At 71.9% G+C, this 25,396-nt stretch carries 26 protein-coding genes; 12 read left to right on the forward strand and 14 right to left on the reverse strand.

What is annotated here, in order from left to right:
• Positions 1–118 precede the first annotated feature (118 nt).
• A complete protein-coding gene (locus CP983_RS01820; protein WP_150498254.1) occupies positions 119–1,105 on the forward strand; it encodes a YhjD/YihY/BrkB family envelope integrity protein in 987 nt (328 codons plus the stop codon).
• 4 nt (positions 1,106–1,109) lie between these two features.
• Here CP983_RS01820 and CP983_RS01825 read toward each other — a convergent pair whose 3' ends face one another.
• Positions 1,110–1,676, reverse strand: a complete 567-nt coding sequence (locus CP983_RS01825; protein WP_150498255.1) for a TetR/AcrR family transcriptional regulator — start codon at positions 1,674–1,676, stop codon at positions 1,110–1,112.
• Between the two features lie 119 nt (positions 1,677–1,795).
• Between CP983_RS01825 and CP983_RS01830 the strand changes: the two genes are divergently transcribed.
• A complete protein-coding gene (locus tag CP983_RS01830) occupies positions 1,796–2,719 on the forward strand; it encodes an SDR family oxidoreductase (RefSeq protein ID WP_150498256.1) in 924 nt (307 codons plus the stop codon).
• Positions 2,720–2,749: 30 nt separating this feature from the next.
• Here CP983_RS01830 and CP983_RS01835 read toward each other — a convergent pair whose 3' ends face one another.
• A complete protein-coding gene (locus CP983_RS01835) occupies positions 2,750–3,709 on the reverse strand; it encodes a GlxA family transcriptional regulator (RefSeq protein WP_107910523.1) in 960 nt (319 codons plus the stop codon).
• A gap of 146 nt (positions 3,710–3,855) precedes the next feature.
• Here CP983_RS01835 and CP983_RS01840 point away from each other — a divergent pair, with 146 nt between their 5' ends.
• Both CP983_RS01840 and CP983_RS01845 read left to right on the forward strand, forming a co-directional pair.
• Positions 3,856–4,155 (forward strand): putative quinol monooxygenase, encoded by a 300-nt coding sequence (locus CP983_RS01840; protein ID WP_125524201.1) that lies wholly within the window; start codon positions 3,856–3,858, stop codon positions 4,153–4,155.
• Positions 4,156–4,351: 196 nt separating this feature from the next.
• Positions 4,352–4,666, forward strand: a complete 315-nt coding sequence (locus tag CP983_RS01845) for a DUF4326 domain-containing protein (protein ID WP_150498257.1) — start codon at positions 4,352–4,354, stop codon at positions 4,664–4,666.
• A gap of 22 nt (positions 4,667–4,688) precedes the next feature.
• Here the strand turns inward: CP983_RS01845 and CP983_RS01850 are convergent, their stop codons facing one another.
• The 3 genes from CP983_RS01850 to CP983_RS01860 are packed head-to-tail and all read right to left on the reverse strand — an operon-like array spanning position 4,689 to position 8,649.
• On the reverse strand, positions 4,689–6,545 hold the full coding sequence (locus CP983_RS01850; RefSeq protein ID WP_150498258.1) for a GMC family oxidoreductase: 1,857 nt from the start codon (positions 6,543–6,545) through the stop codon (positions 4,689–4,691).
• Positions 6,542–7,936, reverse strand: coding sequence for a hypothetical protein (locus tag CP983_RS01855; RefSeq protein ID WP_150498259.1), 1,395 nt, complete (start codon positions 7,934–7,936; stop codon positions 6,542–6,544). The genes CP983_RS01850 and CP983_RS01855 overlap by 4 nt, the downstream gene beginning before the upstream one ends.
• Complete coding sequence (locus CP983_RS01860; RefSeq protein ID WP_150498260.1) at positions 7,933–8,649, reverse strand: FadR/GntR family transcriptional regulator; 717 nt, start codon at positions 8,647–8,649, stop codon at positions 7,933–7,935. Before CP983_RS01860 ends, CP983_RS01855 begins: the two co-directional genes overlap by 4 nt.
• Before the next feature lie 134 nt (positions 8,650–8,783).
• Between CP983_RS01860 and CP983_RS01865 the strand changes: the two genes are divergently transcribed.
• Entirely contained in the window at positions 8,784–9,680 is an 897-nt protein-coding gene (locus tag CP983_RS01865) for a DMT family transporter (protein WP_373309780.1), read from the forward strand.
• 6 nt (positions 9,681–9,686) lie between these two features.
• Here the strand turns inward: CP983_RS01865 and CP983_RS01870 are convergent, their stop codons facing one another.
• Positions 9,687–10,418, reverse strand: coding sequence for a flavodoxin family protein (locus CP983_RS01870; protein ID WP_107910517.1), 732 nt, complete (start codon positions 10,416–10,418; stop codon positions 9,687–9,689).
• Between the two features lie 219 nt (positions 10,419–10,637).
• On the opposite strand from CP983_RS01870, the gene CP983_RS01875 reads away from it, so the two are divergent.
• Together CP983_RS01875 and CP983_RS01880 are read left to right on the forward strand one after the other, a co-directional pair.
• Positions 10,638–11,804 carry a glycoside hydrolase family 64 protein gene (locus CP983_RS01875; protein WP_150498261.1) on the forward strand — a complete coding sequence of 389 codons (1,167 nt, stop codon included), beginning with the start codon at positions 10,638–10,640 and terminating at the stop codon, positions 11,802–11,804.
• Between the two features lie 156 nt (positions 11,805–11,960).
• Complete coding sequence (locus tag CP983_RS01880) at positions 11,961–12,680, forward strand: DinB family protein (RefSeq protein WP_150498262.1); 720 nt, start codon at positions 11,961–11,963, stop codon at positions 12,678–12,680.
• A gap of 24 nt (positions 12,681–12,704) precedes the next feature.
• On the opposite strand, the gene CP983_RS01885 is transcribed toward CP983_RS01880, so the two are convergent.
• Positions 12,705–13,976, reverse strand: a complete 1,272-nt coding sequence (locus CP983_RS01885) for an MFS transporter (RefSeq protein WP_189748415.1) — start codon at positions 13,974–13,976, stop codon at positions 12,705–12,707.
• A gap of 224 nt (positions 13,977–14,200) precedes the next feature.
• Between CP983_RS01885 and CP983_RS01890 the strand changes: the two genes are divergently transcribed.
• Together CP983_RS01890 and CP983_RS01895 are read left to right on the forward strand one after the other, a co-directional pair.
• Positions 14,201–14,818: an ATP-dependent endonuclease gene (locus CP983_RS01890; RefSeq protein ID WP_125524208.1), complete on the forward strand. Its 618-nt coding sequence runs from the start codon at positions 14,201–14,203 to the stop codon at positions 14,816–14,818.
• Between the two features lie 65 nt (positions 14,819–14,883).
• Positions 14,884–15,852 (forward strand): nitrilase-related carbon-nitrogen hydrolase, encoded by a 969-nt coding sequence (locus CP983_RS01895; RefSeq protein ID WP_150498263.1) that lies wholly within the window; start codon positions 14,884–14,886, stop codon positions 15,850–15,852.
• Between the two features lie 15 nt (positions 15,853–15,867).
• On the opposite strand, the gene CP983_RS01900 is transcribed toward CP983_RS01895, so the two are convergent.
• Complete coding sequence (locus CP983_RS01900; protein WP_150498264.1) at positions 15,868–16,377, reverse strand: hypothetical protein; 510 nt, start codon at positions 16,375–16,377, stop codon at positions 15,868–15,870.
• A 120-nt stretch (positions 16,378–16,497) separates the two neighbouring features.
• Positions 16,498–18,210: an IlvD/Edd family dehydratase gene (locus tag CP983_RS01905; protein ID WP_150498265.1), complete on the reverse strand. Its 1,713-nt coding sequence runs from the start codon at positions 18,208–18,210 to the stop codon at positions 16,498–16,500.
• 50 nt (positions 18,211–18,260) lie between these two features.
• On the opposite strand from CP983_RS01905, the gene CP983_RS01910 reads away from it, so the two are divergent.
• The 3 genes from CP983_RS01910 to CP983_RS01920 all read left to right on the forward strand — a co-directional run bounded on the left by CP983_RS01910 (position 18,261) and on the right by CP983_RS01920 (position 20,775).
• On the forward strand, positions 18,261–19,085 hold the full coding sequence (locus CP983_RS01910) for an IclR family transcriptional regulator (protein WP_150498266.1): 825 nt from the start codon (positions 18,261–18,263) through the stop codon (positions 19,083–19,085).
• A gap of 58 nt (positions 19,086–19,143) precedes the next feature.
• On the forward strand, positions 19,144–20,166 hold the full coding sequence (locus CP983_RS01915) for a zinc-dependent alcohol dehydrogenase (protein ID WP_189748418.1): 1,023 nt from the start codon (positions 19,144–19,146) through the stop codon (positions 20,164–20,166).
• A gap of 144 nt (positions 20,167–20,310) precedes the next feature.
• Positions 20,311–20,775, forward strand: coding sequence for a MarR family winged helix-turn-helix transcriptional regulator (locus CP983_RS01920; protein WP_150498268.1), 465 nt, complete (start codon positions 20,311–20,313; stop codon positions 20,773–20,775).
• Here the strand turns inward: CP983_RS01920 and CP983_RS01925 are convergent.
• The 5 genes from CP983_RS01925 to CP983_RS01945 are packed head-to-tail and all read right to left on the reverse strand — an operon-like array spanning position 20,772 to position 25,333.
• On the reverse strand, positions 20,772–22,508 hold the full coding sequence (locus tag CP983_RS01925; RefSeq protein WP_150498269.1) for a PP2C family protein-serine/threonine phosphatase: 1,737 nt from the start codon (positions 22,506–22,508) through the stop codon (positions 20,772–20,774). The two genes, CP983_RS01920 and CP983_RS01925, sit on opposite strands and share 4 nt — an antisense overlap.
• Entirely contained in the window at positions 22,505–23,578 is a 1,074-nt protein-coding gene (locus CP983_RS01930; RefSeq protein ID WP_150498270.1) for an ATP-binding SpoIIE family protein phosphatase, read from the reverse strand. Before CP983_RS01930 ends, CP983_RS01925 begins: the two co-directional genes overlap by 4 nt.
• Positions 23,578–24,021, reverse strand: coding sequence for an anti-sigma regulatory factor (locus CP983_RS01935; RefSeq protein ID WP_167537633.1), 444 nt, complete (start codon positions 24,019–24,021; stop codon positions 23,578–23,580). The genes CP983_RS01930 and CP983_RS01935 overlap by 1 nt, the downstream gene beginning before the upstream one ends.
• Complete coding sequence (locus CP983_RS01940) at positions 24,018–24,440, reverse strand: STAS domain-containing protein (RefSeq protein WP_125525082.1); 423 nt, start codon at positions 24,438–24,440, stop codon at positions 24,018–24,020. The genes CP983_RS01935 and CP983_RS01940 overlap by 4 nt, the downstream gene beginning before the upstream one ends.
• Positions 24,437–25,333, reverse strand: coding sequence for an STAS domain-containing protein (locus CP983_RS01945; RefSeq protein WP_150498271.1), 897 nt, complete (start codon positions 25,331–25,333; stop codon positions 24,437–24,439). Before CP983_RS01945 ends, CP983_RS01940 begins: the two co-directional genes overlap by 4 nt.
• Positions 25,334–25,396 lie beyond the last annotated feature (63 nt).

Here is a 25,396-nt window from a genome sequence, read left to right on the forward strand (position 1 = left end):
CCGGTTCCTCGCGCACTCTTGAGGTGGGAAGGAGCGGCTCGATGGAGACTTCGGCAGGCGTGCCGTCGGCGGCGGGGGTCCCGGCACCCTGCCCCGGTTCCCCCCGCACCGGTGTCTGATGAGCGCCGGGGGTACGGGTGCGGAGTCCGGCTCCGACCCGCCGTCGAAGCGGCCCGAAGGCGACCCGCGCCCCCGGACTCCCGCCCTGCTGCGCGCGTCGTGGTGGCGTGACCGTACGCAGCAGTTGACGGCGTGGCTGCATGCCGTCCACGCGCGCCTGGAGAGCCGCTTCCCGGTGATCACGGGACTCGTAGACCGGCTCGTGTCCGTGAACATCTTCGACTCCGCCACCCGCATCGCGGCGCAGTGTTTCCTGACCGCGGTCCCGCTGTTGTTCGTGTTCGGCGCGTACGCGCCGGAGGCGGTGCAGGACCAGGTCGCGACGTCGGTGAGTTCCGTGTTCGGTCTGACGGGAGACTCGAAGGCCCAGGTGGAGCAGGCGTTTGCGCCGGCCAGCGACGACCTGCGCCAGGCGACCGGCCTGGTGGGCGTGCTGATGGTGCTGCTGTCGGCCACCGCGGTGAGCCGCGCGGTGCAGCGGCTGTGCAGACGGGCCTGGGTGCTGTCCCGCACGGAGTCGAAGGTCGCTCCATGGCGGTGGCTGGCGTGGATCGTCCTGTGGCTAGGGGCGCTGATCCTGCAAGGCCTGCTGCACAACGGGTTCGGTCGGGGGGCCGAGCTCGGCGCTCCGGTCATCCTCGTCATCCAGGTGGTCATGTGGTGGTGGACGCAGCATCTGCTGCTGGGCGGTGCCGTCCGCTGGCCGCCCCTCCTGCCGGGTGCCGTCATCACGGCACTCGCGGTCAGTGCCCTGTCCGTGACCGCGCACTTCTACATGCCGCGCGCCCTCAACCGGGCGCTGGCCGGCTACGGTCCCGCGGGTTCGGTCTTCGTCCTGCTGTCCTGGCTGATCGTGGTGTGCGTGGCCGTCGCCGTCGGCCTCAGCGTGGGCGCCGTCCTGTCCCAGGAGCCGTTCCTCAGACGGCGCCTGGGTACGCCGAAGTCACCGCCAGGCGTGCCCGAGGACGGCGCGCGAAAGTCCTGACCGCCTAGCGGCCCGCAGTCACGGCCTTGAGCTCCGCCAGGGACTCGCGCATCGCCCGCGCCAGGGTCCTGTCCTCGGGGTCCGCGGTCCATCTCTCGAAGCCGACCTTGAACACGGCAACTCCGGCCTCGGCGGTCAGACTCGCGGCCGGCTCGCTCACACCGCGGCGGCGCAGGGCGTCGGCGAGCGCGGCCGACAGCGAGGAGAGCTTGATGAGTTCGCGTTCCTGGAGTTCGGCGTTCGCGACGATGACGGCCTGACGCCGCAGGGAGTGCTCGCGGCGATCGACGAACACCGTGCCGACGGCCTCCAGGCCGGCCGCCACCGCGTCGATCGGCGCCGCGGACTCGGGGGCCTCGGCGACGGCGTTCACGAACAGTTCCTGCAACGCCCCGGAGCCGTCGAACAGCACCTCGCGCTTGTCGGCGTAGTGCCGGAAGTAGGTCCGCTCCGTGAGGCCCGCCCGTTTGGCGATCTCCGCCACCGTCGTCTGCTCGTAGCCCCGCTCGCTGTAGAGCTCCAACGCCGCTTTCGCCAGGCGTTCGCGCGCGTTCGGCTCCCATCTACCCATGCGCAGATGCTACGCGATGACAGTCACTGGCATCACGAGACCGACATCGATGGCAGTCACTGACATCAGGTGGTAGCGTCGATGACAGTCACTGACATCAATCGTTGAGGGACATTCCCATGCGCATCTTCGTCACCGGCGCCTCCGGCTGGATCGGCTCCGCCCTCGTTCCCGAACTCATCGACGCGGGTCATCAGGTCCTCGGGCTGGCGCGCTCCACCGCCTCCGCCGAGGCCCTCACCGCCGCCGGAGCCGAGGTGATCCGCGGCACCGTGGACGACCTCGACCTCCTCGGCACGACCGCCGCCGCCTCGGACGGGGTGGTCCACCTCGCCTTCAAGCACGACGTCGCCTTCACCGGCGACTACAAGGGCGCCGCCGAGGCGGACCGCCGCGCCGTCGACACCTTCGGCGACGCGCTGGCCGGCACCGACCGCCCGTTCGTCCTCGCCTCGGGGCTGGCCGGGCTGACGCCGGGGCAGGTGTCGACCGAGCGGGACCTGCCCACGATCGACGGCTCGCCCACCTCTCTGCGCGCGGTCACCTCCACCGCGGCTCTGGCACTCGCCTCACGCGGAGTGCGCTCGTCCGTGGTGCGTCTCGCTCCGACCTGCCACGGCGAGGGGGACAACGGGTTCATGGCGACGCTGGTGGGCATCGCCCGCGCCAAGGGGGTCTCCGGCTACATCGGCGACGGCGCCAACCGCTGGGCGGCCGTCCACCGCCTGGACGCCGCACGACTGTTCCGCCTCGCGGTGGAGAAGGCCCCGGCCGGGGCCGTGCTGCACGGTGCCGCCGAGGAGGGCGTCGCCATCCGTGACGTGGCCGAAGTGATAGGCCGTCACCTCGACGTGCCGGTGACTTCCGTGGCCCCGGAGGCCGCGGCCGAGCACTTCGGCTGGCTGGGCGGCTTCCTCGGTCTCGACGCACCGGCGTCGAGCGCCCTGACCCAGGAGTCGCTGGGCTGGCGCCCGACCCGGCCCGGCCTGCTCGAAGACCTGGCCAAGGGCTACTACTTCAGCGGCTCGGCCGGCGCCGCCTGACCGGCCGGCCACGGCCGCGGTCCACTCGGGTCATCGTCCCCGTAGCGAGCCGGCCGTCTCCCCGGTGCGCTCGCGGAGCAGGATGCGCAGGGTGTTGGGGTGCTCGTAGCCGACCTTGCGGGCGATGACCTCCAAGGGCAGATCCGTGGTGCGCAGCAGGTGGGAGGCCTGCTCGACGCGCAGGTCCTGGACGAAGCGGACGGGTGAGGTGCCGAGCGTGCGGCGCACGGCGCGCTGGAGCGTGCGTTCGCTGACGCCTACGGCCCGTGCCGCGTCGGCGATCGAGATCGGCTGGTCCAGGTGCACCCGCGCCCAGCGCTCGAAGGCCGCCAGCGTCGGATCGCTCTGCGCGAGCGCGGAGGAGATCGTGTACGCGGCCTGCGAGGGGCGTTCGTCGACGACGAGGTAACGCGCGACCAGGTCCGCGAGGGCCGGGCTGCTCATCCTCACGATCGCGAGCGCGAGGTCGACGTGCCCGAACGCCGCCCCGGCCGTGGTCACCCCCTCGGACGTGGTGACCATGCGGCTCTCGTCGACCGTGACCGCGGGGTAGCGCTTACGGAAGTAGGGGGCGAGCCACCAGCTGGTCGTGGCCGTGCGCCCGTCGAGGATCCCCGACTCGGCCAGCAGGAACGTGCCCGTGCAGGCGGACGCGACGGGCGTACGGCGGGCGCGCGTCGCGGCCACCAGCCGTCGTACGGGCTCGGCGTCCGGGCCGGAGACATGTGCGATCAGGGCGTCGGGCCGCCGCTCGGCCAGTGCGGGCACCAGCAGCAGGTCCGCGTCCTTCGCGGTGCCCACGGGGAGCGTCTCGACCAGGTGCCCCGCGCCGGTTCGGATCCGGCGCCGGAAGCCGATCGTGGACACCTGCCAGGCGGGCGGCGGCTTCGGCAGTTCCGCGCGCATCGCGTTCGCCCCGTCCAGGACGTCGAGGAGGGCGGAGAGCCCGGAGTCGAACACACCGTCGTACGCCAGCACAGCCACATCCATGACGGAAACGATATCGGACGCGTCGTTTCCGACACTGGGCGCGGCCGGTGGGGCGGCATAGCTTTTCGGTGTCCGGACGACAGCCGGTGCCCGGTACCGGCACCGCGATCACCACGTTCACCGATGAGCACAGACAGGAGTGCGCCATGACGAAGCTGGGGCTGCTGGCCCGGATCGAGGCCAAGCCGGAGTACGCCGAGAAGGTGGAGGGCCTACTGCGGGACGCTCTGGAGCTGGCGCGGCAGGAGGACCACACCGTCACCTGGTTCGCCTTCCGGCAGGGCGACACCACCTTCGGCGTCTTCGACACCTTCGAGGACGAGGAGGGCCGTCAGGGTCACCTCCAGGGGCGGATCGCCGCGGCGCTGATGGAGGCCGCCGGGACCATGCTCAGTGAGGCGCCGGACATCCGGCCGGTCGACCTGCTGGCGGTCAAGCTTCCCTGATCCAACCGCCGGGCGGCAGCGCGACGACCCGCGCTGCCGCCCGGCACCCTCGCCGCCGAACGGCCCGCACGGGCCGACCGAGAAAGGACAGGCCATGGCACGGCCCGACCACGTACCCGCTGCCAACACGTGCACGGCACCGCCACGAGAGCCGGGCTCGCTCCGCCCGGCGCGGACCGAGGGCACCATGAACGGCATGAGCCGCACCACGGTCGTCAACATGAAGGGGCATCGGGACGACCCCGACTACGCGGACGTCGTCTATGTCGGCCGCGCGATGCACCGCGGTGGCTGGGACCTCGCGGGCTCTCCGCTCGCGAGTCCCTTCCGGCCGGGACGGGACGGCACCCGGGAAGCGGTGGTCGAGAGGTACCGCGCGCATCTGCTGAGCCGTCCCGACCTGCTCGCCCTGCTGCCCGCCCTGCGCGGCCGCAGGCTCGGCTGCTGGTGCGTCCCGCAGGCGTGCCACGCCCAGGTCATCGCCGAACTGGCCGACTCGCTCGGGGCGTAGCGGGGCCACCGGTCCAGCTCTCTCAGGTGTCCCCCGCGAAACGCCTGGCCACGCCCAGCGCTGCCGCCATGATGCTGAGCTGCGGATTCACCTCGGGGCAGCTCGGCAGTACGGATCCGTCGGCGATCAGTACGCCGTGCACGCCCCGCAGACGTCCCTCCGCGTCGGCGGGTGACCGCTCGGAATCCGCCCCGGCGGCGACCGAACCCGTGGGATGGAACGCGGACACATGCAGCTGACGCACCGTCACCGTGTCGAGCAGTGAGTCCAGTTCGTCCATGGTGCGGGCACGCGGAGCGTGCGGGACACCTGTCAGCACCTCCTCGGCGCCCGCCGCGAACAGCAGGCGGCCCATGGCCCGTTGGGCGCGCAGCAGGCGCTCGGCGTCGTGGGGCGCGAGGTCGTAGCGGAGCAGGGTGCGGTCGCGGCCGAGGACACGGCCGGAGGGCCGGTCGGCGATCATCGCGCCGAATGTGGCCAGTTGTTCCGTCCCGTCGATCTCGCGCCGCAGTTCGCGTCCGACGCCCGGCAGGACGAACGAGCTCATGCCCGGGGGCGCGGCGGTGGCTTCGATCAGGATGCCGTCGGCGTGCAGTTCCTCCACTCCTACGCTCTGCAGGACCCCTTGCCAGCCGGTGACCGGGCTGCTGAAGCGGCCGGCGACACTGATGGCGGGGTGGACGCTGAGGTTCCGGCCGATGCCGGGGTGTCCACCGAGGCCCGAGCGACGCAGGAGTTGCGGGGCCTGCAGTGCGCCGGCGGCGACCACGACCAGCGGGCTGAGGATCTCCAGTCGGCTGCCGTCGGGGCGGCTCACGACGACTCCGGCGGCCCGCGCACCGCCCGGCCGGTCGCGGTCGGTGAGGATCCGCAGGACCCGGGCGCCTGTCACGATCGCGGCGCCGGCCGCGCAGGCGTCGGGGAGCACGGACAACTGGACGCTCTGCTTGGCGCCGGTGGGGCAGCCGACGACGCACTGGCAGGAGCCGCGGCAGCCGGGCGCGTTGCGCCGCAGGGGCGCTGCGGCCCAGCCGAGTTCCTTCGCGCCTGCCAGCGCGAGCCGCCCGTTGTTGCCGAGGACGTCCAGTGGCTGGCGTGCCACGCGCAGGGTGCGTTCGGCCTCGTCGAGATGGGCGCCGAAGCCGTCGGCGACGTCGAAGCCGTGGTCGTCGAGCCAGCGGGTGACGACATGGTCCGGAGTGCGGTAGCAGGTGCCGGAGTTGACGACGGTGGTGCCGCCGACCGCACGGCCGACGGGCATGACCAGCGGTGGATTGCCGAGGGCGATCGTGGCACCGCCGTCCCGGTAGAGATCGGTGAAGCGGTCGAGCGGAGCCCTGCGCGCGAAGGACGCGGTGGTGTGGTGTTCGCCCTCTTCCAGCACGACGACGCGCATGCCCGTGCGGGCCAGTGTCCTGGCGGCCATCGCGCCGCCCGCGCCGGATCCGACGATGACGGCGTCGGCGGTGGAACGGGTCGGCCAGTCGCTGGAGTGGGTGCAGTCCAGGGGCGGATCGTCGGGGGTGGGTCCGGCGTGTGCGGGGCTGTCGTGTGCGAGGCGTGCGGTGCCGGCGGCCAGCAGGACGGGCACCTTCACCGCGTCCAGGAGCGGCAGCAGTGCCCGGTGGGAGGCGAGCGACGCCATGACGTGTTCCCGTTCCGCGGCGCCGAGCGCGGGAAGCCGACGGCCGGTGCGGGCCATGGCGTAGGCGTTGATGGCCGTGGTCGCGCCGCGTATCGCGGCGCGGGTGTGGGCCGGCATGGCTTCCAGCAGTGTCTCGACCCGCCGGGGCACGGCCCGGGTCCACTCGGCGGTGCCGTCGTCCGCGAGCAGTGCCTCGGCAAGTGCGATGAGACCGGGGGACGTTGAGGGGCTCATCGGTCGCCGACCTCCGCGTGGGCCGTGCCGGAGAGCCGCCACGCGGCCTCCTGCCGCCATCTGCCCCACCAGCGCTCCAGGCCCACCACCGCGTCGGCCGTCTCGCTGTTGCGGCAGACCGCGGGCGAGCCGTCGGGGTCGGTGTAGTCGAGTGCCAGGGTCCGCTCGGGCGGCTGGGTCACAGTGACCCGGATGCGGCGTCGGCCCACTCGGCCGGACACCCGCCACTCGGGCAGGTCGATGTCCGCGCGGAACCGGCCGAATCCCGCCCAGCCGACGGCGGTTCGCTCCGCTCGGCGCGGCCAGGTACGGCCGTTGTGCAGCAGGCGCAGGAACACCAGGGGCGGCAGCTTGTCGAGGCCGCGTCGCATGGACACGGCGGCCACGATCTCCAGGACGTCGCCGCCGCCGAGGTCGGCGTGGAGCCAGGCCCAGCGTCGGGCGTTGCCGTGGCCGTAGATGCGGGCGCTCGCGCCGACGGCGTCGTCCAGCCGCAGTTCGTTGTCGCCGTACCGGACGGTTCCGTCGTAGCGGCAACGCGCGGCGGGCAGCATGTGGCTGGCCGGCAGCCAGGGGCGGCGCCAGGACCAGCGGGGGAAGGTGTGGACGGGCTCGCCGCGAGGTGTCTCGGTGAGCGACCAGGTGAACGAGCCCGCGGTGCCTGCGAGTCGGCCGGGACGGGCTTGGATGCCTTCGGCGGCGTAGCCCTCGGTCTGCTCCGTCCACGGTACGGGGCCGAAGCGCGCGTGTTCGGCGGGGCCGTCCTTGGGGAAGACGGCGACCCAGCCGTGCGCGTAGGCGGCGGAGCCGTCGGTGGGGGCGACGACTTCGTGGTGCAGCCAGACTCCGCTGCCGGTCGCGGGGTCGGTGAGGGTGGTGTACCAGACCTCCGTGCGCCCCGGTTTCCCGTCCCAGCGCGGCGCCAGATACCGATCGGCGGCCCCGTCGGTCGCGCGCGGGAAGCGGAAGCTCCCGAGGAAGGGCAGCAGGCCGGTGGTGACCGGGAAGCGCAGGGTGCCTTCGCCCACGCGATCACCGTCCTCGTACAGCGTGTACGGCAGCACGGTCAGCGAGGCGAGCGGCCGTGCGGGCGAGACGGACTTCCAGCCGTCCAGCACCAGGTGCCGCCCCTCCAGGGTGAAGGAGATGCGGTAGCGGATCCTGCGGCGGGCCAGGGGCGAGATCTCCATCTCCCCCACGGCGTCGGCGTCGTCCGCCCGCCCGGCGATCCGCACCCGCCCGGTCACGTGCGCCTGCGTCGTGCGGTGCGGCAGCATCACGGCGTCGGCGCGGACCACGAGGTCCAGTCGTACGGCCCGCTCGTGGTCCTCGTCGCTCAGCCGGGCGCGGCCCAGCATCGTCTCCTGGAACACCGTTCCGCGGGAGGTCACCGGGCACCGTCCCGGCGTTCGCGGGAGGCCGCCAGTCCTTCGAGCATGATGCGTTCCGTCGCCGACAGGTAGGCGCCCGCGGCGACGTGTGCCGCCTCCTCGTCGCCTGCGGCCACGGCCTCGACGACCGGGGCCAGCCGGTCGTGTGCGGCCCGGGCGTCGAGGAAGGGCTCGACAAGGGCCGCACGCACGGGCAGGTAGGCGTTGAACAGGGTGTTGGTCAGCAGGACGTAGACCCTGTTGCCCGTGGCGCGGGCGAGCGCCCGGTGCACCTCGGCGTCCGCGAGCTGTACGTCCTCGCCGCCGTCCGCGTCCCCGACGGCCGTCATCAGGGCCCGCAGTTCGGCGATCTGGGCGGCCGTGGCGCGGGCGGCGGCGCGCTCCGCGATCAACGCGCCGATGCTGCGCCGCACTTCGAAGATCTCGCCGATCCAGTCGGGGCTGTGCCGCACCAGCATCGGCAGCAGATCCGCGCCGCCGAGCCGCAGGAAGTCCCGTACGCGGGTACCCACCCCGTGCCGTGTCTCCAGCAGACCGGAGTGCACCAGCCGGCCGAAGGCATGCTTCAGGGTGGTGCGGTTGACCCCGAACCTGTCGGCCAGTTCACGCTCGGGTGGCAGCATGCTCCCGGCCGGGTGACGCCCGGCGAGAATGTCCTCGCGCAGCCGCTTCTCCAGGACATCTACGGTCGTCTCGCGCGTCAGTGCTTCCATCCCGGCTCCCGGCCTCGGCAGTGGTTGAGTGACTGAGCCACTGAACCACTGGAGTGACATCGCGTCAATAAGCCGGGCTTCGAGCGGCGTTCACGGCATGCTCGGCCGGTGTCCCACGTCCGCCGATCCCAGAGGTGGCCACGCTGAACATCACGCTCTCCGTCGTGTTCGCGCTCTGCGCCGCGTCGAGCAACGCCGTCGCGACGGTGTTGCAGCGCAAGGCGGCGCTCACCGTGCCGCAGTCCCAGGGATTCCGGGCGGGGCTGATCCTCGATCTGCTGCGGCAGCCCGTCTGGCTGGCCGGGATCCTCGCGGTGATCGCCGCCGCGGTCTGCCAGGCACTGGCGCTGGTGACCGGACCACTGACGATCGTGCAGCCGCTGTTCGTGCTGGAGCTGCCGCTCACGCTGATCGTGGCCTCGCTGCTGATGCGCCGTCATCTGGCGCGCAACGGCTGGCTGGCCGTGGCGGTGGTCGTGGCCGGCCTCGGGGTCGCGCTCGCCGCCGCCTCCCCCACGGGCAATCGCACCCATGTGGAACTGGACCGCTGGATCCCCGCGCTCGCGGTGTGCGCCGGAGTCGTCGCCACACTCGCCCTGGCCGCCTTCCGGCGCCCGGAGGGCCGTGCCCGGGCAGCCTTCCTGGGCGCCGCGACAGCGATCAGCTACGCGGTGACCGCGGCGCTGATGAAGGCGTCCACGCACATCCTCGACGAACAAGGGCTGGTGGCCTTCTTCTCCGCCTGGCAGACGTACGGATTCGCCGCGACCGGCGTGTGCGCGCTGCTGCTGCTGGAACACGCGATGCAGGCCGGACCGCTGGTCGCCTCACAGCCGGCGCTCACCCTCGGCGACGCGCTGGTGAGCCTCGCCCTCGGCATCACCCTGTACGAGGAGCAGGTCCGCTCCGGCTGGTGGCTGCTCCCCCAGCTCTTCGGCGTCGCCCTGATCGCCGCCGGGGTCCTCGCACTGTCGCGGATCCCACTCACCCAGTCACTGGTGGCACCGGACGAGAAGGACCGGACGGTGTGACGGGGCTCAGCGGTGCTCGGGGTTCTCCGCGCCCGGACGGCAGCCGGCGTCCCACTGCGAGCGCTGGTTGCCGCGGGCGGGGATGCCTCCGGAGCGCTTCAGCAGGGCGGCGACGTGCATGAGGTTCCAGGTCATGAAGGAGGTGTTGCGGTTGGTGAAGTCGTTCTCGGGGCCACCCGATCCCGGGTCGAGATACGACGGGCCGGGGCCGGCGACGCCGATCCAGCCGGCGTCCGCCTGGGGCGGGATCGTGTAGCCGAGGTGCTGGAGGCTGTAGAGCAGGTTCATCGCGCAGTGCTTCACGCCGTCCTCGTTGCCGGTGATCAGGCAGCCGCCGACCCGGCCGTAGTAGGCGTACTGTCCCTGGGAGTTGAGCAGGGACGAGCAGGCGTAGAGCCGCTCGACGACCTTCTTGGTGACGGAGCCGTTGTCGCCGAGCCAGATCGGGCCCGCGAGCACCAGGATGTCCGCCGCCATCACCTGCTCGTACAGTGCGGGCCACTCGTCGGTCGCGAAGCCGTGCTCGGTCATGTCCGGATACACGCCGGGGGCGATGTCGTGGTCGACTGCCCGGATCTCGGAGGTGGTGACCCCGCACTCCATCATGATCGCCGCGCTCTTGTCGATCAGGCCCTGGGTGTGGCTGCGCTGCGGGGACGGCTTGAGGGTGCAGTTGATGTAGAGGGCCGTCAGGTCGTCGAAGCGGTACGTGGTCTCGCCGGAGGGTGAGTTCGCCATGAGGGAAGAGTCTCGCGCACGGTCTGATTTGTCCCGGTCCGACACCGTACAAACTTCATCCAACCGCTCCCACTTTATTGACATGTCCTTGACTCGGCGGGACTCTGAGAGCGCTCTCAAGAACGCAACGCTGCACAAGAACAGCACCAGCCAAGCTCCGTCCCCCCACTGACACGGAGGTCGAGAGTGTTACGGAGACTCAAGAAGCCCTTTGTGGCCATGGCCGCGGCATCCGCTCTGCTGGGCGGGGTGATCGGGCTCGCCGCGCCGGTGCCCGCTCAGGCGGCCGTGCCCGACACCATTCCACTGAAGATCACGAACAGTTCCGGCCGCAATGAGCCGGTCTACGTCTACAACCTCGGCACCCAGCTCTCGACCGGCCGGCAGGGCTGGGCCGACGCGGGCGGCACGTTCCACGCCTGGCCGGCCGGCGGCAATCCGCCGACCCCCGCACCGGACGCGTCGATTCAGGGCCCGGCGGCCGGGCAGTCGAAGACGATCCGGATTCCGAAGTTCTCGGGGCGGATCTACTTCTCCTACGGCCGCAAGCTGGACTTCCGCCTCACCACCGGCGGCCTGGTGCAGCCGGCCGTGCAGAACCCGAGCGACCCCAACCGCGACATCCTGTTCAACTGGTCGGAGTACACACTCAACGACGCCGGGCTGTGGCTCAACAGCACCCAGGTCGACATGTTCTCCGCTCCGTACGCGGTCGGGGCGCAGCGGGCCGACGGCAGCACCGTGAACACCGGCCATCTCAGGTCCGGCGGCTACAACGCGGTCCTCAACGGGCTGCGTTCCCAGTCGGGCGGGTGGGGCGGCCTGATCCAGACGCGCTCCGACGGCACCGTGCTGCGGGCCCTGTCCCCCGGTCACGGACTGGAGTCCGGCGCCCTGCCCGCGTCCGTGATGAACGACTACGTCAACCGCGTCTGGCAGAAGTACGCCACGACGACGCTGACGGTCACGCCGTTCACCGACCAGCCGAACACCAAGTACTTCGGCCGGGTCTCGGGCAACGTCATGAACTTCACCAACAGCTCCGGCGCGGTCGTCACGAGCTTCCAGAAGCCCGACGCGGACAGCATCTTCGGCTGCCACAAGCTGCTCGACGCTCCCAACGACCTGGTCCGCGGCCCGATCTCCCGAACGCTGTGCGCGGGTTTGAACCGTTCGACCCTGCTGTCGAACCCCAACCAACCCGACACGTCCGCGGGGAACTTCTACAAGGACGGGGTGACCAACCACTACGCACGGCTCATCCACGCGCAGATGCAGGACGGCAAGGCGTACGCGTTCGCCTTCGACGACGTCGGCAACCACGAGTCGCTCGTCCACGACGGCAATCCGCAGCAGGCGTATCTGACGCTGGATCCCTTCAACTGAGTGAGCGCAAACGCTGACCGGTGTTCCGGGGCGGTTCACAGGCGGCACCTGATGCCTGCGGACCGCCCCGGCCCAAATTCCGTGGTGCGCGGCGGGAGTTGACCGCTAGCCTCCGGCTGAGCGGAGCGACGTGGGTGACCGCGAGGGGAGCCGGGCATGGGGACCGAGCGCGTACGGAGCGACCGTCTGGGCCTGCTGCTGGAGCAGTTCGACTGCGCCAGGGAGCGAGCACAGGTGCGGCTGACGGGGCTCGGCGACGAGGAGCACCTGTGGGAGCCGGTACCCGACTGCTGGTCGATCCGGCGCCGGGAGGAGGCGGTGACGCCGAGAGCGTTCGGGCCGGGCGACTGGGTGCTCGACCAGGGCGCCCCGTACATCCCGGCCGGCGAGTACGCGGAGGTCGCCCGGCAGGCCGCCGACGGCATGTCCGTGGCCAAGATCGCCGAGGACTGGAGCGTCGGTGTCGAGCAGGTCGAGGAGATCCTCCACCACACGGGCACGCCGGAGCACGAGGTGACCCCGGTGACGACGATCGCGTGGCGGCTTGCCCACCTGCACTACTGCTTCGCCGGGGAATGGGAGTGGACCTTCGGCGAACGCAGGGAGGATCCTAAGCAGTTGGTGGAATTCACCCCCGACGCCGCCCTGGCACAGGAGCGGTTCTGGGCGGCCATCGACCGCTGGCGCGCCAGCGTCGGCACCGTGACCGACGAGCAGCTCGACATCGTCGGCTTCTCCCAGTACCCGTACGGCTCCGACGCCGGCGAGCCGTACCACGACGTGCTGTGGGGGGCGAACCTCGAGTTCATCCACCACATGGCGGAGATCGCCCTCCTGCGCGACCTGTGGCAGGCCCGCTTCGGGAGGCGCGGGTAGGGGCGTCGCTCATGACCGTCTGTTTCAGGATGCCTTTTGGTCGGCGCGCTTCGCGGTCTCGGTGGTCACCCGTGCCCCTCGGAAGAGCACCGGGAGCCACAGGAGACAGGCCAGCAGGGGAACCGCGGCGTAGGTGGCCATGCCCGCACCGGAGCCCAGCGTGTCCATGAGCGTGCCGAGGACGAGATAGCCGGTGCCGATGAGCGCCGACTCCACGAATGCGATCATCGACAGCAGGCTCGCCCGATGGCGCGACGGCACCGCCTCGTTGAACACGTTGTCCACGATCACGGCGGTGATCTCGGGAATCCCGACCAGGACCAGGAACGCGGCGACGGTGACCCGGACAAGGCCCAGGCCGCTCAGGCCGAGCGCCGCGGCGAGCGTCAGGAGAGACACCGGAACGATGACCCGGTACCCGATGCGCCGGTCCGCGCGGTCCGACAGCAAGGGCACGAGTCCACCCGCGAAGAATCCCGCCGATATGACCACGCTCACCAATGCGGTGCCCGCTCCCTGATCGGAGAGGGTCTTCTGCGTGAAAATGATGTACGGCGTCAACGTCGCGTGCATCAATCCGGACACCACGACAAGCGTCACGAGCGCCGGCGTGGCGACCCGGAGCATCGCCCGCCATGCTGTGGCGTCGCCATGCTGCCCCTCGGCTCCGTCCTTCTCGTCCACCGCGTCCGCGCCTCGGATCTCGGGCACCCGTGACGTCAGCACCACCACGGCCAGGACGAGGCACGCCGCGGAGCCGACATAGACGACTCCCCAGGAGATCCGCTGCAGTTGGCCGCCGAGGACGATGGCGACTCCCGAGGTGACCGTCCCGAGCATGGTGAACCGGGACTTGATCTTGACGTAGCCGGCCGTCGCACCACGACGCACGAGATGGTCGTACAGCAGGGCGGTGTCCGAACCGGACACACAGGCCATGCCCACGCCCTGCGCGATGAACAGCGTCAGGAACACCCAGTAGTTGGAGAAGGCCGCCTGACCGAGCAGGCAGCCGGCTATCAGCAGCTGGCCGATCACGATGCCGGCACGCCTGCCGATCCGGTCGGCGATGACTCCCGTCGGCAACTCAGCAAGTCCGCTGACCAGGTAGAGCAGAGTCTGCAGCAGGGCCACTTGTGCGGCGGAGAAGCCTCGCTGCTGAAGGAAGAGGACGAATACGCCGCGCTGGAACAGCGAGTTGGCGAGCACGGCGTACAGGTAGAACGGGCGCGTGACACTTCGTGCCGCATCGTCGACCGCAGCCGACCCGCCAAGGGCTTCCGTGGTGCCGGTCATGCTGCGGGCTCCCTGGTGACTCCGGTGATCATTAGGTCGTACACACCGCCGGAGAACCGGCGAACCGTCCTGGTCACAGTCAGTAAATGACTACACAACAGTTCCAGCACAGGGGAGGATGGACAGGTGAACACGGCAGATCCGTACACCAAGTCGAGGTCGGAACAGCCCGGAGAAGCCAACCCCGACCCCGCTGGAACGCGGCGTCGTCCGGCCAGGCCCTGATGGACGACATGGGGGCGTTCCGGACGGCGGTCACCGCGTGGGCGGCCGGTGGGCCCGAAGGGCCCGCGCGTGAGCTGGCCACGCGGCTGCCGGTGCGGGCGGTCGTCCTGCTCGAAGGGCCGAGCGACGTCGCGGCGGTCAACGCGCTCGCCGAGCGCCGCGGCCGCGACCTGGAGGCCGAGGGAATCTGCGTCCTGGCGATGGGCGGAGCCATGAGCATCGGGCGCTACGCCCGTCTCCTCGGCCCGTCCGGCCTGGGCCTGCGTCTGACCGGGCTGTGCGACGAGCGGGAGCGCAGCTACTACACCCGTGGCCTGGCGGACGCCGACGCCGGCCGGCCGAGCTTCTTCGTCTGCGCGGCGGACCTGGAGGACGAACTCATCCGCGCGCTGGGCGTGGGCCGGGTGCAGGAACTCGTCCGGGCCCAGGGTGAACTGCGCGCTCTGCGGACCTTCCTGAACCAGCCCGCCCAGCAGGGACGCCCCGCACAGCAGCAGCTGCGGCGCTTCCTCGGCACCAAGAAGGGCCGCAAGATCCATTACGGTCGTGTCCTCGTCGAGGCCCTCGACGCCGACCGCGTGCCCGCGCCGCTGGAAGACCTGCTCGCCAGTCTCTGACACGCCCTGGCGGGATGCCGCGTTCTGCTTGCTGGATGATCGATCGGCTTCCTAGGGTCGACGCCATGACCTCAACGAGCCCCTCCACCGGCGCGGCCGGCACGTCCCGCTCCACCGTGACCGCCGCCGTCGTCCAGGCGGCAGCCCCGCTGTTCGACACGAAGGCCGCACTGAACCGCGCCGAGGAGCTCCTCCGGGAGGCCGTCACCGACCGCGGGGCGGACGTGGTCGTGCTGCCCGAGGCGTTCCTCGGCGGCTATCCCAAGGGCCTGGACTTCGATATCAGCGTCGGCCGCCGTACACCGGCCGGCCGCGAGCTGTTCCGGCGTTACCACGACGCCGCCATCGACGTCCCGGGCCCCGAGATCGACATCCTGGCCGCCCTCACCCGGGAACTGGGCTGCCACGCCGTCGTCGGCGCGGTCGAGCGGCAGGGCGGCACCCTCTACTGCGTGGCCCTCTTGTTCGGCCCCGACGGCTATCTGGGCCTGCACCGCAAGCTCATGCCGACGGCCGCCGAACGCTACCTGTGGGGCCAGGGCGACGGCTCCACGCTCCCGGTCGTCGACACCGGCGCCGCCCGGCTGGGCGCGGCCATCTGCTGGGAGAACTACATGCCGTTGTTCCGTACGGCGATGTACGCCAAGGGTGTCGACCTGTGGTGCGCGCCGACCGTGGACGACCGTGACGCCTGGCAGGCCACGATGCGGCACATCGCCCTGGAGGGCCGCTGCTTCGTGCTGAGCGCCAACCAGTACCTGCGCCGCGACGCCCTCCCTGCCGACCTCCATCCCGTCCAGGGCGACGAACCCGACACCGTGCTCATCGGGGGCGGGTCCGTCATCGTCTCCCCGCTGGGCGAGGTCCTCGCCGGCCCGCTGCGCGACGGGGAGGGCATCCTGGCGGCCGAACTCGACCTGGACGACCTCACCCGCGCGCGCTTCGACTTCGATCCGACCGGTCACTATGCCCGCCCCGACGTCTTCACCCTCCACGTCGACGAGTCGGCGCGCACCGCGGTCACCCGCGGCTGAACCGGCGCCTCGCCGTCAGTCGGCGTAGACCCGGCCTTCCTTCACCAGGTAGTGGACCGGGTCGGAGCAGCCGATGGAAGGCGTGACCAGCAGGCTCACCGTCAGCGGGGCGGGCTCGGTGTTCGCGGTCGCGAAGTCGCAGACGGCGCCCTTGCCGGTGAGCGGGTACCAGAACCAGCCGTCCACGTCGCCGACGGTGACGCGGTCGGACTCCTTCCAGGCGCCGCCGCTCTGGGTGAAGACCTGGAGCCGCACGGAGGCGGCGAGTTCGTCCTCGGGTGAGCGCAGGGCGGTGAGTGTGATCTTGTAGTCGCCGCCGAGGACGGACGAGGCGATCTGCCGGGTCTGCAGTGCGGCCTTGGCGGCGGCCCCGGACGAACCGACGCTGGACGCACCGGTGTTGGAAGTACCGGCGTTGGACGTTCCGGCCCCCGCGGCCCCGAGCGCACCCGCCATGAGGAGCGTGACGGCGGCCGTGGCGGTGCGTGCGGTGCGGTTGCGCCGGTGCTTGCTGGACAGGCTCATGTGTTCCCCCGTTGAACCGAGTTGTACCGAACGGTCTGATTGGTTCGTACGGTGGTAGAGACCAGTCACCCGGCCTCAGGGTTGTACGCCGATGCGGGGCCGGTGCGCGGCGGTGCCCGCTCAGTGCGACTCCCGGGTCACCTCCGAACCGCTGGAGCCCACGAGGAAGTCCAGGTCGGCGCCGGTGTCGGCCTGGAGGACGTGGTCGACGTAGAGGCGTTCCCAGCCGCGCCGCGGGTCGGCGTAGGCCCGGACCGTCGGCTCGCTCGGGACTCTGCGGGCAAGTTCGTCGGCGGGTACGTCGATGTCGAGGCGGCGGGCCTCGACGTCGAGGGTGATGAAGTCGCCGGTCCGCACCAGAGCGAGCGGGCCGCCGGCCGCCGCCTCCGGGGCGACGTGCAGGACGACCGTGCCGTACGCCGTGCCGCTCATCCGGCCGTCGCAGACCCGCACCATGTCGCGCACGCCCTGTTCGAGGAGCTTCTTCGGCAGTGGCATGTTCGACACCTCGGGCATCCCCGGGTAGCCCTTGGGGCCGCAGCCGCGCAGGACGAGGACGGAGTCGGCGTCGACGTCGAGTCCGGGGTCGTCGACGCGGGCGTGGAAGTCCTCGATGGAGTCGAAGACGACGGCCCGGCCGCGGTGGCGCAGCAGGTGCGGGGAGGCCGCCGCGGGTTTGATGACGGCGCCGTCGGGCGCGAGGTTGCCGCGCAGCACGGCTATGCCGCCCTCGGCGACCAGGGGCTCGGCGCGGGTGCGGATGACCTCGGCGTCCCAGATCGGGGCGTCGTCGAGCGCGTCGACGAGCGGCTTGCCGGTGACCGTGAGGGCGTCGGGATCGAGCAGGTCACGGACCTCGCGCAGGACGGCGAGCAGGCCCCCGGCGCGGTGGAAGTCCTCCATGAGGAAGCGCCCGGCGGGCTGGAGATCGACCAGGACCGGGACGTGGGAGCCGATGCGGTCGAAGTCGTCGAGGGAGAGGTCGACGCCCAGACGGCCCGCGATGGCGAGGAGGTGCACGACCGCGTTGGTCGAGCCGCCGACGGCAGCGAGGGCGACGATGGCGTTGTGGAAGGACGCCTTGGTCAGGAAGGTGCCCGGCCGCCGGTCGGCGGCAACCATGTCCACCGCCAGCCGGCCGGAAAGGTGCGCGGCCTCCGGCAGACGGCTGTCGGGCGCGGGAGTTCCGGCCACGCCGGGCACGACCGTGCCCAGCGCCTCGGCGACCAGGGCCATGGTGGAGGCGGTTCCCATGGTGTTGCAGTGGCCGCGGCTGCGGATCATCGCCGACTCGGAGCGGGTGAACTGCTCCTGCGACAGCGTGCCGGCCCGCACCTCCTCCGACAGCCGCCACACGTCGGTGCCGCAGCCCAGCGGCCTGCCGCGGAACGTCCCGGTGAGCATCGGCCCGCCGGGCACCACCAGCGCGGGCAGATCCACCGAGGCGGCGGCCATGAGCAGCGACGGGATCGTCTTGTCGCAGCCGCCCAGCAGGACCACGCCGTCGATGGGGTTGGCCCGCAGCATCTCCTCCGTGGCCATGGCCGCCATGTTGCGCCACAGCATGGCGGTGGGCCGTACGTTCGTCTCGCCCAGCGACACCACCGGCAGGTCCAGCGGGATGCCGCCGGCCTCGTACACGCCGTTGCGCACCGAGGCCGCGACCTCGTCGAGATGGGCGTTGCAAGGGGTCAGGTCGGAGGCGGTGTTGGCGATGGCGATCTGCGGCCGGCCGGTGAAGGCGTCGCCCGGGACGCCTCTGCGCATCCACGCCCGGTGGATGTAGGCATTGCGGTCCTGGCCCTCGTACCACTGTGCGCTTCGCAGGTTCACGATGGGACCTCTTCCGGCAGTCGGTACGGAGGTCTACAGTCTGGAACGCCATGGAGCATACGCAGACGTACGACGGATCGACAGCCCTCGGCGAGGACGGATCAACTGCCGCCGACGGCAACCGCCTTGTGGGTTCGGACCGGGTGCTCGCGGTGCTGAAGCAGCTCGCCCGGTATCCCGAAGGGGTGGGGCTGGAGGAGCTGACCCGGGTCGTCGCGAGTCCCAAGCCGACGGTCCACCGGGCGCTCGGTGCGCTGCGCCGGGCCGGGTTGGCCGACCAGGGTGCCCGCGGCCGGTACGTGCTGGGTGACGAGTTCCTGCGGATGGCCTTCGCCCATCACGAGGCCCGTCCGGAGCAGGTGCGGCTGCAACCGGTGCTCGAAGCGCTGGCGCACCGGTTCGGGGAGACCGCGCACTACGCGGTGCTGGACGGCCGCGAGATCGTCTACCGCGCCAAGGTCGACCCGCCCACCGGTGCCGTGCGCCTCACGTCCACCGTCGGCGGGCGCAACCCCGCCCACACCACCGCCGTCGGAAAGCTGCTGCTCGCCGGGCGGCTGCGCGGCGAGGACGAGGTGGCGGCGTGGATCGGCGACCGGCCGCTGGAACGTCGTACGGCCCGGTCGTCGGGTACGGCCGTCGCCCTGCACCGGGAACTCGTGATCACCCGCGAGAGGGGCTACGGCCTCGACGACGAGGAGAACGAGACCGGCGTCAACTGCCTTGCCCTGCCCGTGTATCCGACCTCGCCCGCGGTCCCTTCCGGGGCGGTGAGCGTCAGCGCGCTGGCGTACCGGACCCCGCTGGCGGCCCTGGTCGACGCGCTCGACGAGATCCGCGCTCTGCTGGGGCCGCTCGGCGAGCCGTACACCTGACGCGAACAGCTTCCGACCTCCGCAACCGATCACTCTGGAGCGCACCTTGGTGGACCTCATGCGCGCGTTCGTCCTCACCGCCCCGGGCGCGTACGAGGTGCGGGACGTCCCGGTGCCGGTGGCGGCGCCCGGGGAAGTCGTGGTCGACGTCGAGCGGGTCGGGGTGTGCGGCACCGACATCGAGTTCTTCACCGGGGCCATGGCCTACCTCCACCAGGGGCACTCCGCCTACCCGATGCGGCCGGGGCACGAGTGGGCCGGGCGGGTGGCGTCGGTCGGTGAAGGGGTCGAGCCGGGGTGGGTCGGCCGGCGCGTCATGGGTGACACGATGCTCGGCTGCGGCAGTTGCCGCCGCTGTCTCCGGGGCCGCCGGCATGTGTGCGAGAAGCGCCAGGAGGTCGGGATCCGCGGTGCGCGTGACGGTGCCCTGGCGGAGCGACTCGCGGTGCCGGCGTCCTCGTTGCACGCCCTTCCCGACTCGGTCGACGCAGTGCTCGGCGCGCTCGTGGAGCCGGGCGGCAACGCGCTGCGTGCCGCGCGGGCGACGGCGGCCCGTGCGGGGGACCGTGTCCTCGTACTGGGGCCCGGGACGATCGGCCTGCTCGTCGCGATGTTCCTGCGGGCGGAGGGCGCGGAGGTGCATCTGCTGGACCGTGCCGGCCACTCCCCCGCTTTCGCCCACGCCCTGGGCTTCGAGCACGTCTGGGACGAGCGCTCGCTCCCGGACCTGCCCTTCGACGCGGTCGTGGACGCCTCGACCGCCGCCCATCTGCCGGACAGGGCACTGGAGTTGGTCGAGCCGGGCGGCCGGCTCGTGTACATCGGGCTGGCCGCCGAACCGAGCCGGATCGACACCCGCACGCTGGTCCTCAAGGACGTGACGGCGGTGGGTGTCCTGTCCGGCTCGCCGGGGCTGGACGCCACCATCAGCGCGTACGCGTCGGGAGTGGTCGATCCGAGGCCGCTCGTCGCGGCGACCGTGAGCCTGGACGAGGTCGGGCCGGTCCTGGCGGGCGGGCGGCCGGGCGGCGCCGGCCCAGGACCCAAGATCCACGTGGATCCGCGTGCCGGCACCCGCTGAACGTCCCGATTCTTCCGGCCGGCGCACGACCCCGGCGGACACCTCGTACCGGTGTTGTTGTGTAGTCTCCGCCGCTTCGGGTAGGCCCCTGCACTGATGCAGCCCAGGCCGGTGACGACCGCGGTCTTCGAAGGATGACGGACCATGTGCCGCGAACAGGAACCCGACAGCCCCTCCCACGTGTCCGGCCGGCAGCTTGCCGAGGCGGTGAAGAACCTGGTGGCGCTGTGGTTCTCAGCCGTGGACGACGTACGTCCGCGCCTTCCGCCGCGGCAGATACGCGCCTTGGAGGCCATCGCCCGCCGTCCCACCCTCAATGTCACCGCCCTGGCCGAGCACCTGGGCATCGGGCTGCCGACCGCCAGCCGGCTGTGCGACCGGCTCGAAGCGGCGGGGCTGATGCGCCGGCACGTCCGCCCCGGTGACCGACGGGAGGTGCGTCTGGAGGTCACGGACCAGGGACACAGACTCCTCGCGGACGTCACCGAGCGGCTGTCCGAGTACCTGGCCGGCGCCCTCGACGCCGTTCCGCCCGACCGGCGTCTGCGGCTCGAACAGGCGCTGCGTGCCGTGCACGAGACGGACGGTGAGGGCTCCGCTCAGGGCTAAGGCGCCCGCTGCCGCGGCGCGCGGCCGTGCACATGGCACAGCAACAGGCATACGTCGTCGTCGTGTTCGGAGTCGCTCAGCAGCGGGTTCAGCAGCCGGTCGGCCGACGACTCCAGGTCGTCGTCGAGTTCGGCCGCGCCGAAGCCGCCGAGCGCGTCGGCGAGGCGCTGGATGCCGGGGTCGATCCCCTGGGCGCGCCGCTCCACCAGGCCGTCGGTGTAGAGCGCGAGCGTCGATCCGGGCGGGAGGGCCACGGTGTGGTCGCCGATCTCCTGTTCCAGCGGGATGCCGAGCATGGCGCCGGGTTTGTCGTCGAGCGTGTGCACCCGGCCGTCGGGGTCGCGCAGCACCGGTGGCGGATGGCCGGCGGCGGCCCAGGTGAGCGTGTCCCCGTCCGGGTGGATACGGGCTATGACGGCGGTGGCGTACAGGTCGAGGCGCAGACGGTGCAGGAACTCGTGCAGGCGGGTCAGGAGCCGCCCGGGGCTGCTGCCGTCGACGGCGTAGGCCCGCAGGGCGGTGCGCAGTTGGCTCATCATCACCGCGGCGTGCAGCCCGTGCCCGGTGACGTCTCCGACGACGGTGATGAGGCTGCCGTCGGGCTGGCGGATGGCGTCGTACCAGTCACCGCCGATGTTCAGGCCCCGGGTGGCCGGGAGGTAGCGCGCGGCCAGGCTCAGGCCGTCGGCGGTGGGCAACTCGGTGAGCAGGGCGCGTTGCAGGGTCTCGGCGATGTCCCGGTTGTGCTCGAAGCGGCGGGCGTGCTCCAGGGCGATGCTGGCGCGTCGGGTGAGCTCGATGAGCATGACGGCGTCGTCGGCGTCCCAGCGCTGGTCGGGCGGCGACAGGGTGAGGACACCCTGGGGTGCCCGGCGGGTGAGCAGGGGGATGCAGAGCAGGGGGCGCCCGGCGTCGAGGGCGGAGGCCGGCTGGTCGTCGACGCCGGGGAGGTTGCCGGGGTGGTCGGCGGCGTACTGGGGGCGGCCGCGGCGGGCGGCGAGGACCGCGGCGGCGGGGCGGGGGCCGCCGCGCAGCGCGTCGTCGACGTCGTCGAAGAGCCAGACGTCCACGGTGCGCGCGTAGCGCGGGACGAGAAGGGTGGGGAGCAGCCGCACGATGGCCTCGTGGTTCAGGGAGGCGGTGAGGGCGGCGCTGGCGTCGGCCAGGAAGGTCAGCCGGCCGCGGGCGTTCTCCGCCTCCTGACGTGCCTTCTGCTCGGCGTCGAAGAGTTCGCGCTGGGCCCGGCCGGCGGCGTCCAGTTCGGCGTGCAGCGCGAGGACGCCCTGGTTGGTCTGGTGGAGTTCCTCGCGGTGGAAGGCGACGAGCGACTCCTGCTCGTCGAGGCGGTCCAGCAGCAGGGCGGCGTCCTCGTCGGCTCCGAACAGGGCCTCGGCCAGGGCGGTCGGGTCGTCGTCGGCGGGGTCGGTCCCCGATACGTCCGCGTCCTCGGCGCACGGGACACCGGCACGCCAGGGAGGCTGCCGGTCGTCCGGGCGGCGCTTCGCCGGGGTCACCTCGATGTGGAGCTCGCCCCCGTGCGGCGACAGGGTCACTCCGGCGCCGACCTTCCACTCGCCTCCCTTGGTGAGGCGCTGCCGAAGCTGTGCGGTCAGTGCGGTCACCAGTCGTGTGCGCTCGACCGTGGTCACCCCGCATGCGGCGGCCAGCCGAGCCGTGGCTATGCGGACCTGAGCGGCGTCGGTGACGGTGCGGACGTTCCAGGTGCGGGTCATGAGAGGCGGTCCGGTGGGCGTGGGCCGAGCACGGCGACGGCGGTGTCGTCGCGTACCGGCCTGGCTGGGCTGCTGGCGTCCCGCACGATCGAGGCGGCGATCACGGCGGGGTCGAGGGAGGACGGGGTCTCGACGGCCGGGCCGGGACTCCAGCGGCTCGGCAGGCCGTCGCTGTGCAGGACGAGGAGGCTGTCGTGCGTCCAGCGCTCCTGGTGCTGGGGAAGGCGTGCGGGGAGGTGGGCGCCGACGATGCCGGGGAACGAGACCAGCCCCTGCCAGTGGTCGCCGTCGCGGAGCCGGGCCCCGATGTTGCCCACACCGGCGAAGTGCAACTTCGCGGCGGCGACGTCGAGTTGGGCCACGGCCACGGCCGCGCCCCTGGTGTCGCGCAGGACGGTGTGCATGCGCCGCAGCAGGTCGGCCGGCGGCAGATGGGGCATGGACCGCAGTACCGCCACCGCGGCGGAGGAGGCGCGGGCCGCCTGGGGGCCGTGGCCGAGGCCGTCGGCCAGCAGGAGCGTCACATGGTCGGCCGTGCGGACGCAGGCCCACGCGTCACCGGAGAACTCCCCTCCGGCGAGCGGCATGTTGACGCCGCCGGCCCGTACCGGAGGCGGCTCCGAGTGCGGGTCGGCGGTGTCACGGTCGCGGTGCGGGGCGATCCTGGCCATCACCGTCGTGCCCCGCCCCGGCGTGCTGTGCAGAGCGAAGTCGTCCGCGATGCGCCGACAGGTGCCGAGTCCGGCGCCAAGGGTGGCCGCGGTCGAGAAGCCGTCGCGCAGGGCCGCGGCGGTGTCGGGCATGCCGGGGCCGTGGTCGATGGCCATGATCTGCACCAGGAGGATCCGCTCGTCGCCGTGGGCCGGCACGGACGGGCCCACGAGGTCGAGGAGCACCCGTCCGCCACCGGCGTGCTTGAGCAGGTTGGTCGCGAGTTCGGTGGCCACGAGCTCGGCCGTGGCGACCCGGTCGTCGGCGAGCCCGGCGTGGCGGGCCGCCTCCCGGGCCGCCAGCCGGGCGTCGCGCACCCGGGTCGAGTCGTGCACGGGTACCTCCCAGACGCGCGGCATCAGGGCGCCTCGCGCGGGTGGGGCGGCCCGGAGGTCCAGGACGTCACGGTCACGGTGGTCCCGGCGCCGCGCCGGCTGTCGACGGAGAACTCGTGGACCAGCCGGCGGGAGCCGCCCAGGCCCATCCCCAGCCCCTCGCCGGAGGTGTAGCCGTCCGACAGGGCCTGGTCCAGGTCGGCGATGCCGGGGCCCTCGTCGCTGAAGACGAGCCGTAGTCCCCGTACGCCGCCGCTGGTGACCTCCGTGCACTCCATGCGGCCCCCGCCGCCGTGCACGAGGGTGTTGCGCGCCAACTCGCTGGCGGCGGTGACGAGTTTGGTCTGTTCCACCAGACGGAACCCGAGTCGGGCCGTCATCTGCCGCACGTGCTGGCGCACCCGGACCAGGTCGAGGTCCGAGTGGATCGGCAGGCGGGCGGAGACGCTGCCGGTGCTGTGGGTCACGGGCTCTCCCGGCGTGCGCGCACGTCGCGAGGCAGGGCCGAGACCTCGGCGCCGAGCAGGCGCAGGGCTTCCTCGGTGTTCAGGGCGGTGCGCAGTCCCGGCAGGGTCAGGCCGAGTTCGACGAGGGTTATGGCCACGGCCGGGCGCATCCCCGCCACCACGGTCTGCGCGGCCAACAGCCGGGTCATGGCGGCGACGTCGCTGAGCACCCGGCCCATGAAGGAGTCGACGATCTCGACGCCGGAGAGGTCGATGACCACGCCGTTGATCGCGCTGTCGGACACGGTCCTGCCGATGTCCTGGCGGAGCTGCTCGGCCGTGCTGTCGTACAGGTCGCCCTGGAGGGTGACCAGCAGGACCTTGCCCAGCCGCAGCACGGGCACATGGGCCTCGTACGGGTAGGTGGCGGCGCCGGTCACCGTGGCTCCGCCGCGGCGGGGTTCGCCACGATGTGCGCGCCCTGCTGCTGGAGGGCGTAGGCGAGGGCGTCGGCGAGGCTGGCGCGGGTGAGCACCGAGCTCAGGTCGATGCCGAGGTGGACGATGGTCTGCGCGATGGCCGGCCGGATCCCGGAGACTATGCACTCCGCCCCCATCAGCCGGGCCGCGGCGACGGTCTTCATCAGGTGCTGGGCCACCAGTGAGTCGACGGTCGGCACTCCGGTGATGTCCAGGATGGCGAAGCTGGCGTGCTGCTCGACCACGGCGTCCAAGAGCGTCTCCATCACCACTTGGCTGCGGGCACTGTCGAGCGTGCCGATCAGCGGCACGGCGACGATACCTTCCCACAGCTTGATCACGGGGGTGGCGATCTCGAGCATTTCCAGCCGCTGGCGGTTGATGAGTTCCTGCCCGGAGACCGTGGTCGTCTCCAGCATGACCAGGCGCAGGGTGCCCATCAGCACGGCCAGGGTCGTGGCGCACTCCCGCTGGTGCTCTGCGGGCTTGCCGCTGAGCTCCTCGAGCAGCAGCTCGGTGACGGGCTGACGCAACGCGTCCATCTCGGCCGAGACCTGTCCGATGGTGGCGCCGGCGCGGGCCCGGGAGTGCGCGGTGCGCGCCAGCTGCTCGCGGACGACGGTGAATCCGTCGGCCTCCGAGTCCTCCACGCGCCCCGAGGAGGCCACCGCGGCCAGCGCCTCGACCACGGCCCGGCCGGCTTCCACGGCCTCGTCCCGGGAGACCGTGAACACGGTGCGGAAAACCGCCGCGTCGGCCCAGCGCTGGGCGATCTGCTCGCGGCGCAGCCGCAGGAAGTCCCCCACCTCCTCCGCCGGGCCGATCCGGCCTTCTGCCGTCTGCTGCTCCGGCACTTGCTTCCCTCCTTCTTCGTGGTGCGCGCCGCCCCGACCGTGCGGGGAGGCGCCGGGTGGTTC

This window comes from Streptomyces chartreusis, from assembly GCF_008704715.1.
GTDB classification, from domain to species: domain Bacteria; phylum Actinomycetota; class Actinomycetes; order Streptomycetales; family Streptomycetaceae; genus Streptomyces; species Streptomyces chartreusis.

What these genes read in the sequence shown, in the direction of transcription:
- CP983_RS01820 (WP_150498254.1), top strand. Translation starts at nt 119, where the DNA reads ATGAGCGCCGGGGGTACGGGTGCGGAGTCCGGCTCCGACCCGCCGTCG.
- CP983_RS01825 (WP_150498255.1), bottom strand. Translation starts at nt 1,676, where the DNA reads ATGGGTAGATGGGAGCCGAACGCGCGCGAACGCCTGGCGAAAGCGGCG.
- CP983_RS01830 (WP_150498256.1), top strand. Translation starts at nt 1,796, where the DNA reads ATGCGCATCTTCGTCACCGGCGCCTCCGGCTGGATCGGCTCCGCCCTC.
- CP983_RS01835 (WP_107910523.1), bottom strand. Translation starts at nt 3,709, where the DNA reads ATGGATGTGGCTGTGCTGGCGTACGACGGTGTGTTCGACTCCGGGCTC.
- CP983_RS01840 (WP_125524201.1), top strand. Translation starts at nt 3,856, where the DNA reads ATGACGAAGCTGGGGCTGCTGGCCCGGATCGAGGCCAAGCCGGAGTAC.
- CP983_RS01845 (WP_150498257.1), top strand. Translation starts at nt 4,352, where the DNA reads ATGAGCCGCACCACGGTCGTCAACATGAAGGGGCATCGGGACGACCCC.
- CP983_RS01850 (WP_150498258.1), bottom strand. Translation starts at nt 6,545, where the DNA reads ATGAGCCCCTCAACGTCCCCCGGTCTCATCGCACTTGCCGAGGCACTG.
- CP983_RS01860 (WP_150498260.1), bottom strand. Translation starts at nt 8,649, where the DNA reads ATGGAAGCACTGACGCGCGAGACGACCGTAGATGTCCTGGAGAAGCGG.
- CP983_RS01870 (WP_107910517.1), bottom strand. Translation starts at nt 10,418, where the DNA reads ATGGCGAACTCACCCTCCGGCGAGACCACGTACCGCTTCGACGACCTG.
- CP983_RS01875 (WP_150498261.1), top strand. Translation starts at nt 10,638, where the DNA reads ATGGCCGCGGCATCCGCTCTGCTGGGCGGGGTGATCGGGCTCGCCGCG.
- CP983_RS01880 (WP_150498262.1), top strand. Translation starts at nt 11,961, where the DNA reads ATGGGGACCGAGCGCGTACGGAGCGACCGTCTGGGCCTGCTGCTGGAG.
- CP983_RS01885 (WP_189748415.1), bottom strand. Translation starts at nt 13,976, where the DNA reads ATGACCGGCACCACGGAAGCCCTTGGCGGGTCGGCTGCGGTCGACGAT.
- CP983_RS01890 (WP_125524208.1), top strand. Translation starts at nt 14,201, where the DNA reads ATGGACGACATGGGGGCGTTCCGGACGGCGGTCACCGCGTGGGCGGCC.
- CP983_RS01895 (WP_150498263.1), top strand. Translation starts at nt 14,884, where the DNA reads ATGACCTCAACGAGCCCCTCCACCGGCGCGGCCGGCACGTCCCGCTCC.
- CP983_RS01900 (WP_150498264.1), bottom strand. Translation starts at nt 16,377, where the DNA reads ATGAGCCTGTCCAGCAAGCACCGGCGCAACCGCACCGCACGCACCGCC.
- CP983_RS01910 (WP_150498266.1), top strand. Translation starts at nt 18,261, where the DNA reads ATGGAGCATACGCAGACGTACGACGGATCGACAGCCCTCGGCGAGGAC.
- CP983_RS01915 (WP_189748418.1), top strand. Translation starts at nt 19,144, where the DNA reads ATGCGCGCGTTCGTCCTCACCGCCCCGGGCGCGTACGAGGTGCGGGAC.
- CP983_RS01920 (WP_150498268.1), top strand. Translation starts at nt 20,311, where the DNA reads ATGTGCCGCGAACAGGAACCCGACAGCCCCTCCCACGTGTCCGGCCGG.
- CP983_RS01925 (WP_150498269.1), bottom strand. Translation starts at nt 22,508, where the DNA reads ATGACCCGCACCTGGAACGTCCGCACCGTCACCGACGCCGCTCAGGTC.
- CP983_RS01930 (WP_150498270.1), bottom strand. Translation starts at nt 23,578, where the DNA reads ATGCCGCGCGTCTGGGAGGTACCCGTGCACGACTCGACCCGGGTGCGC.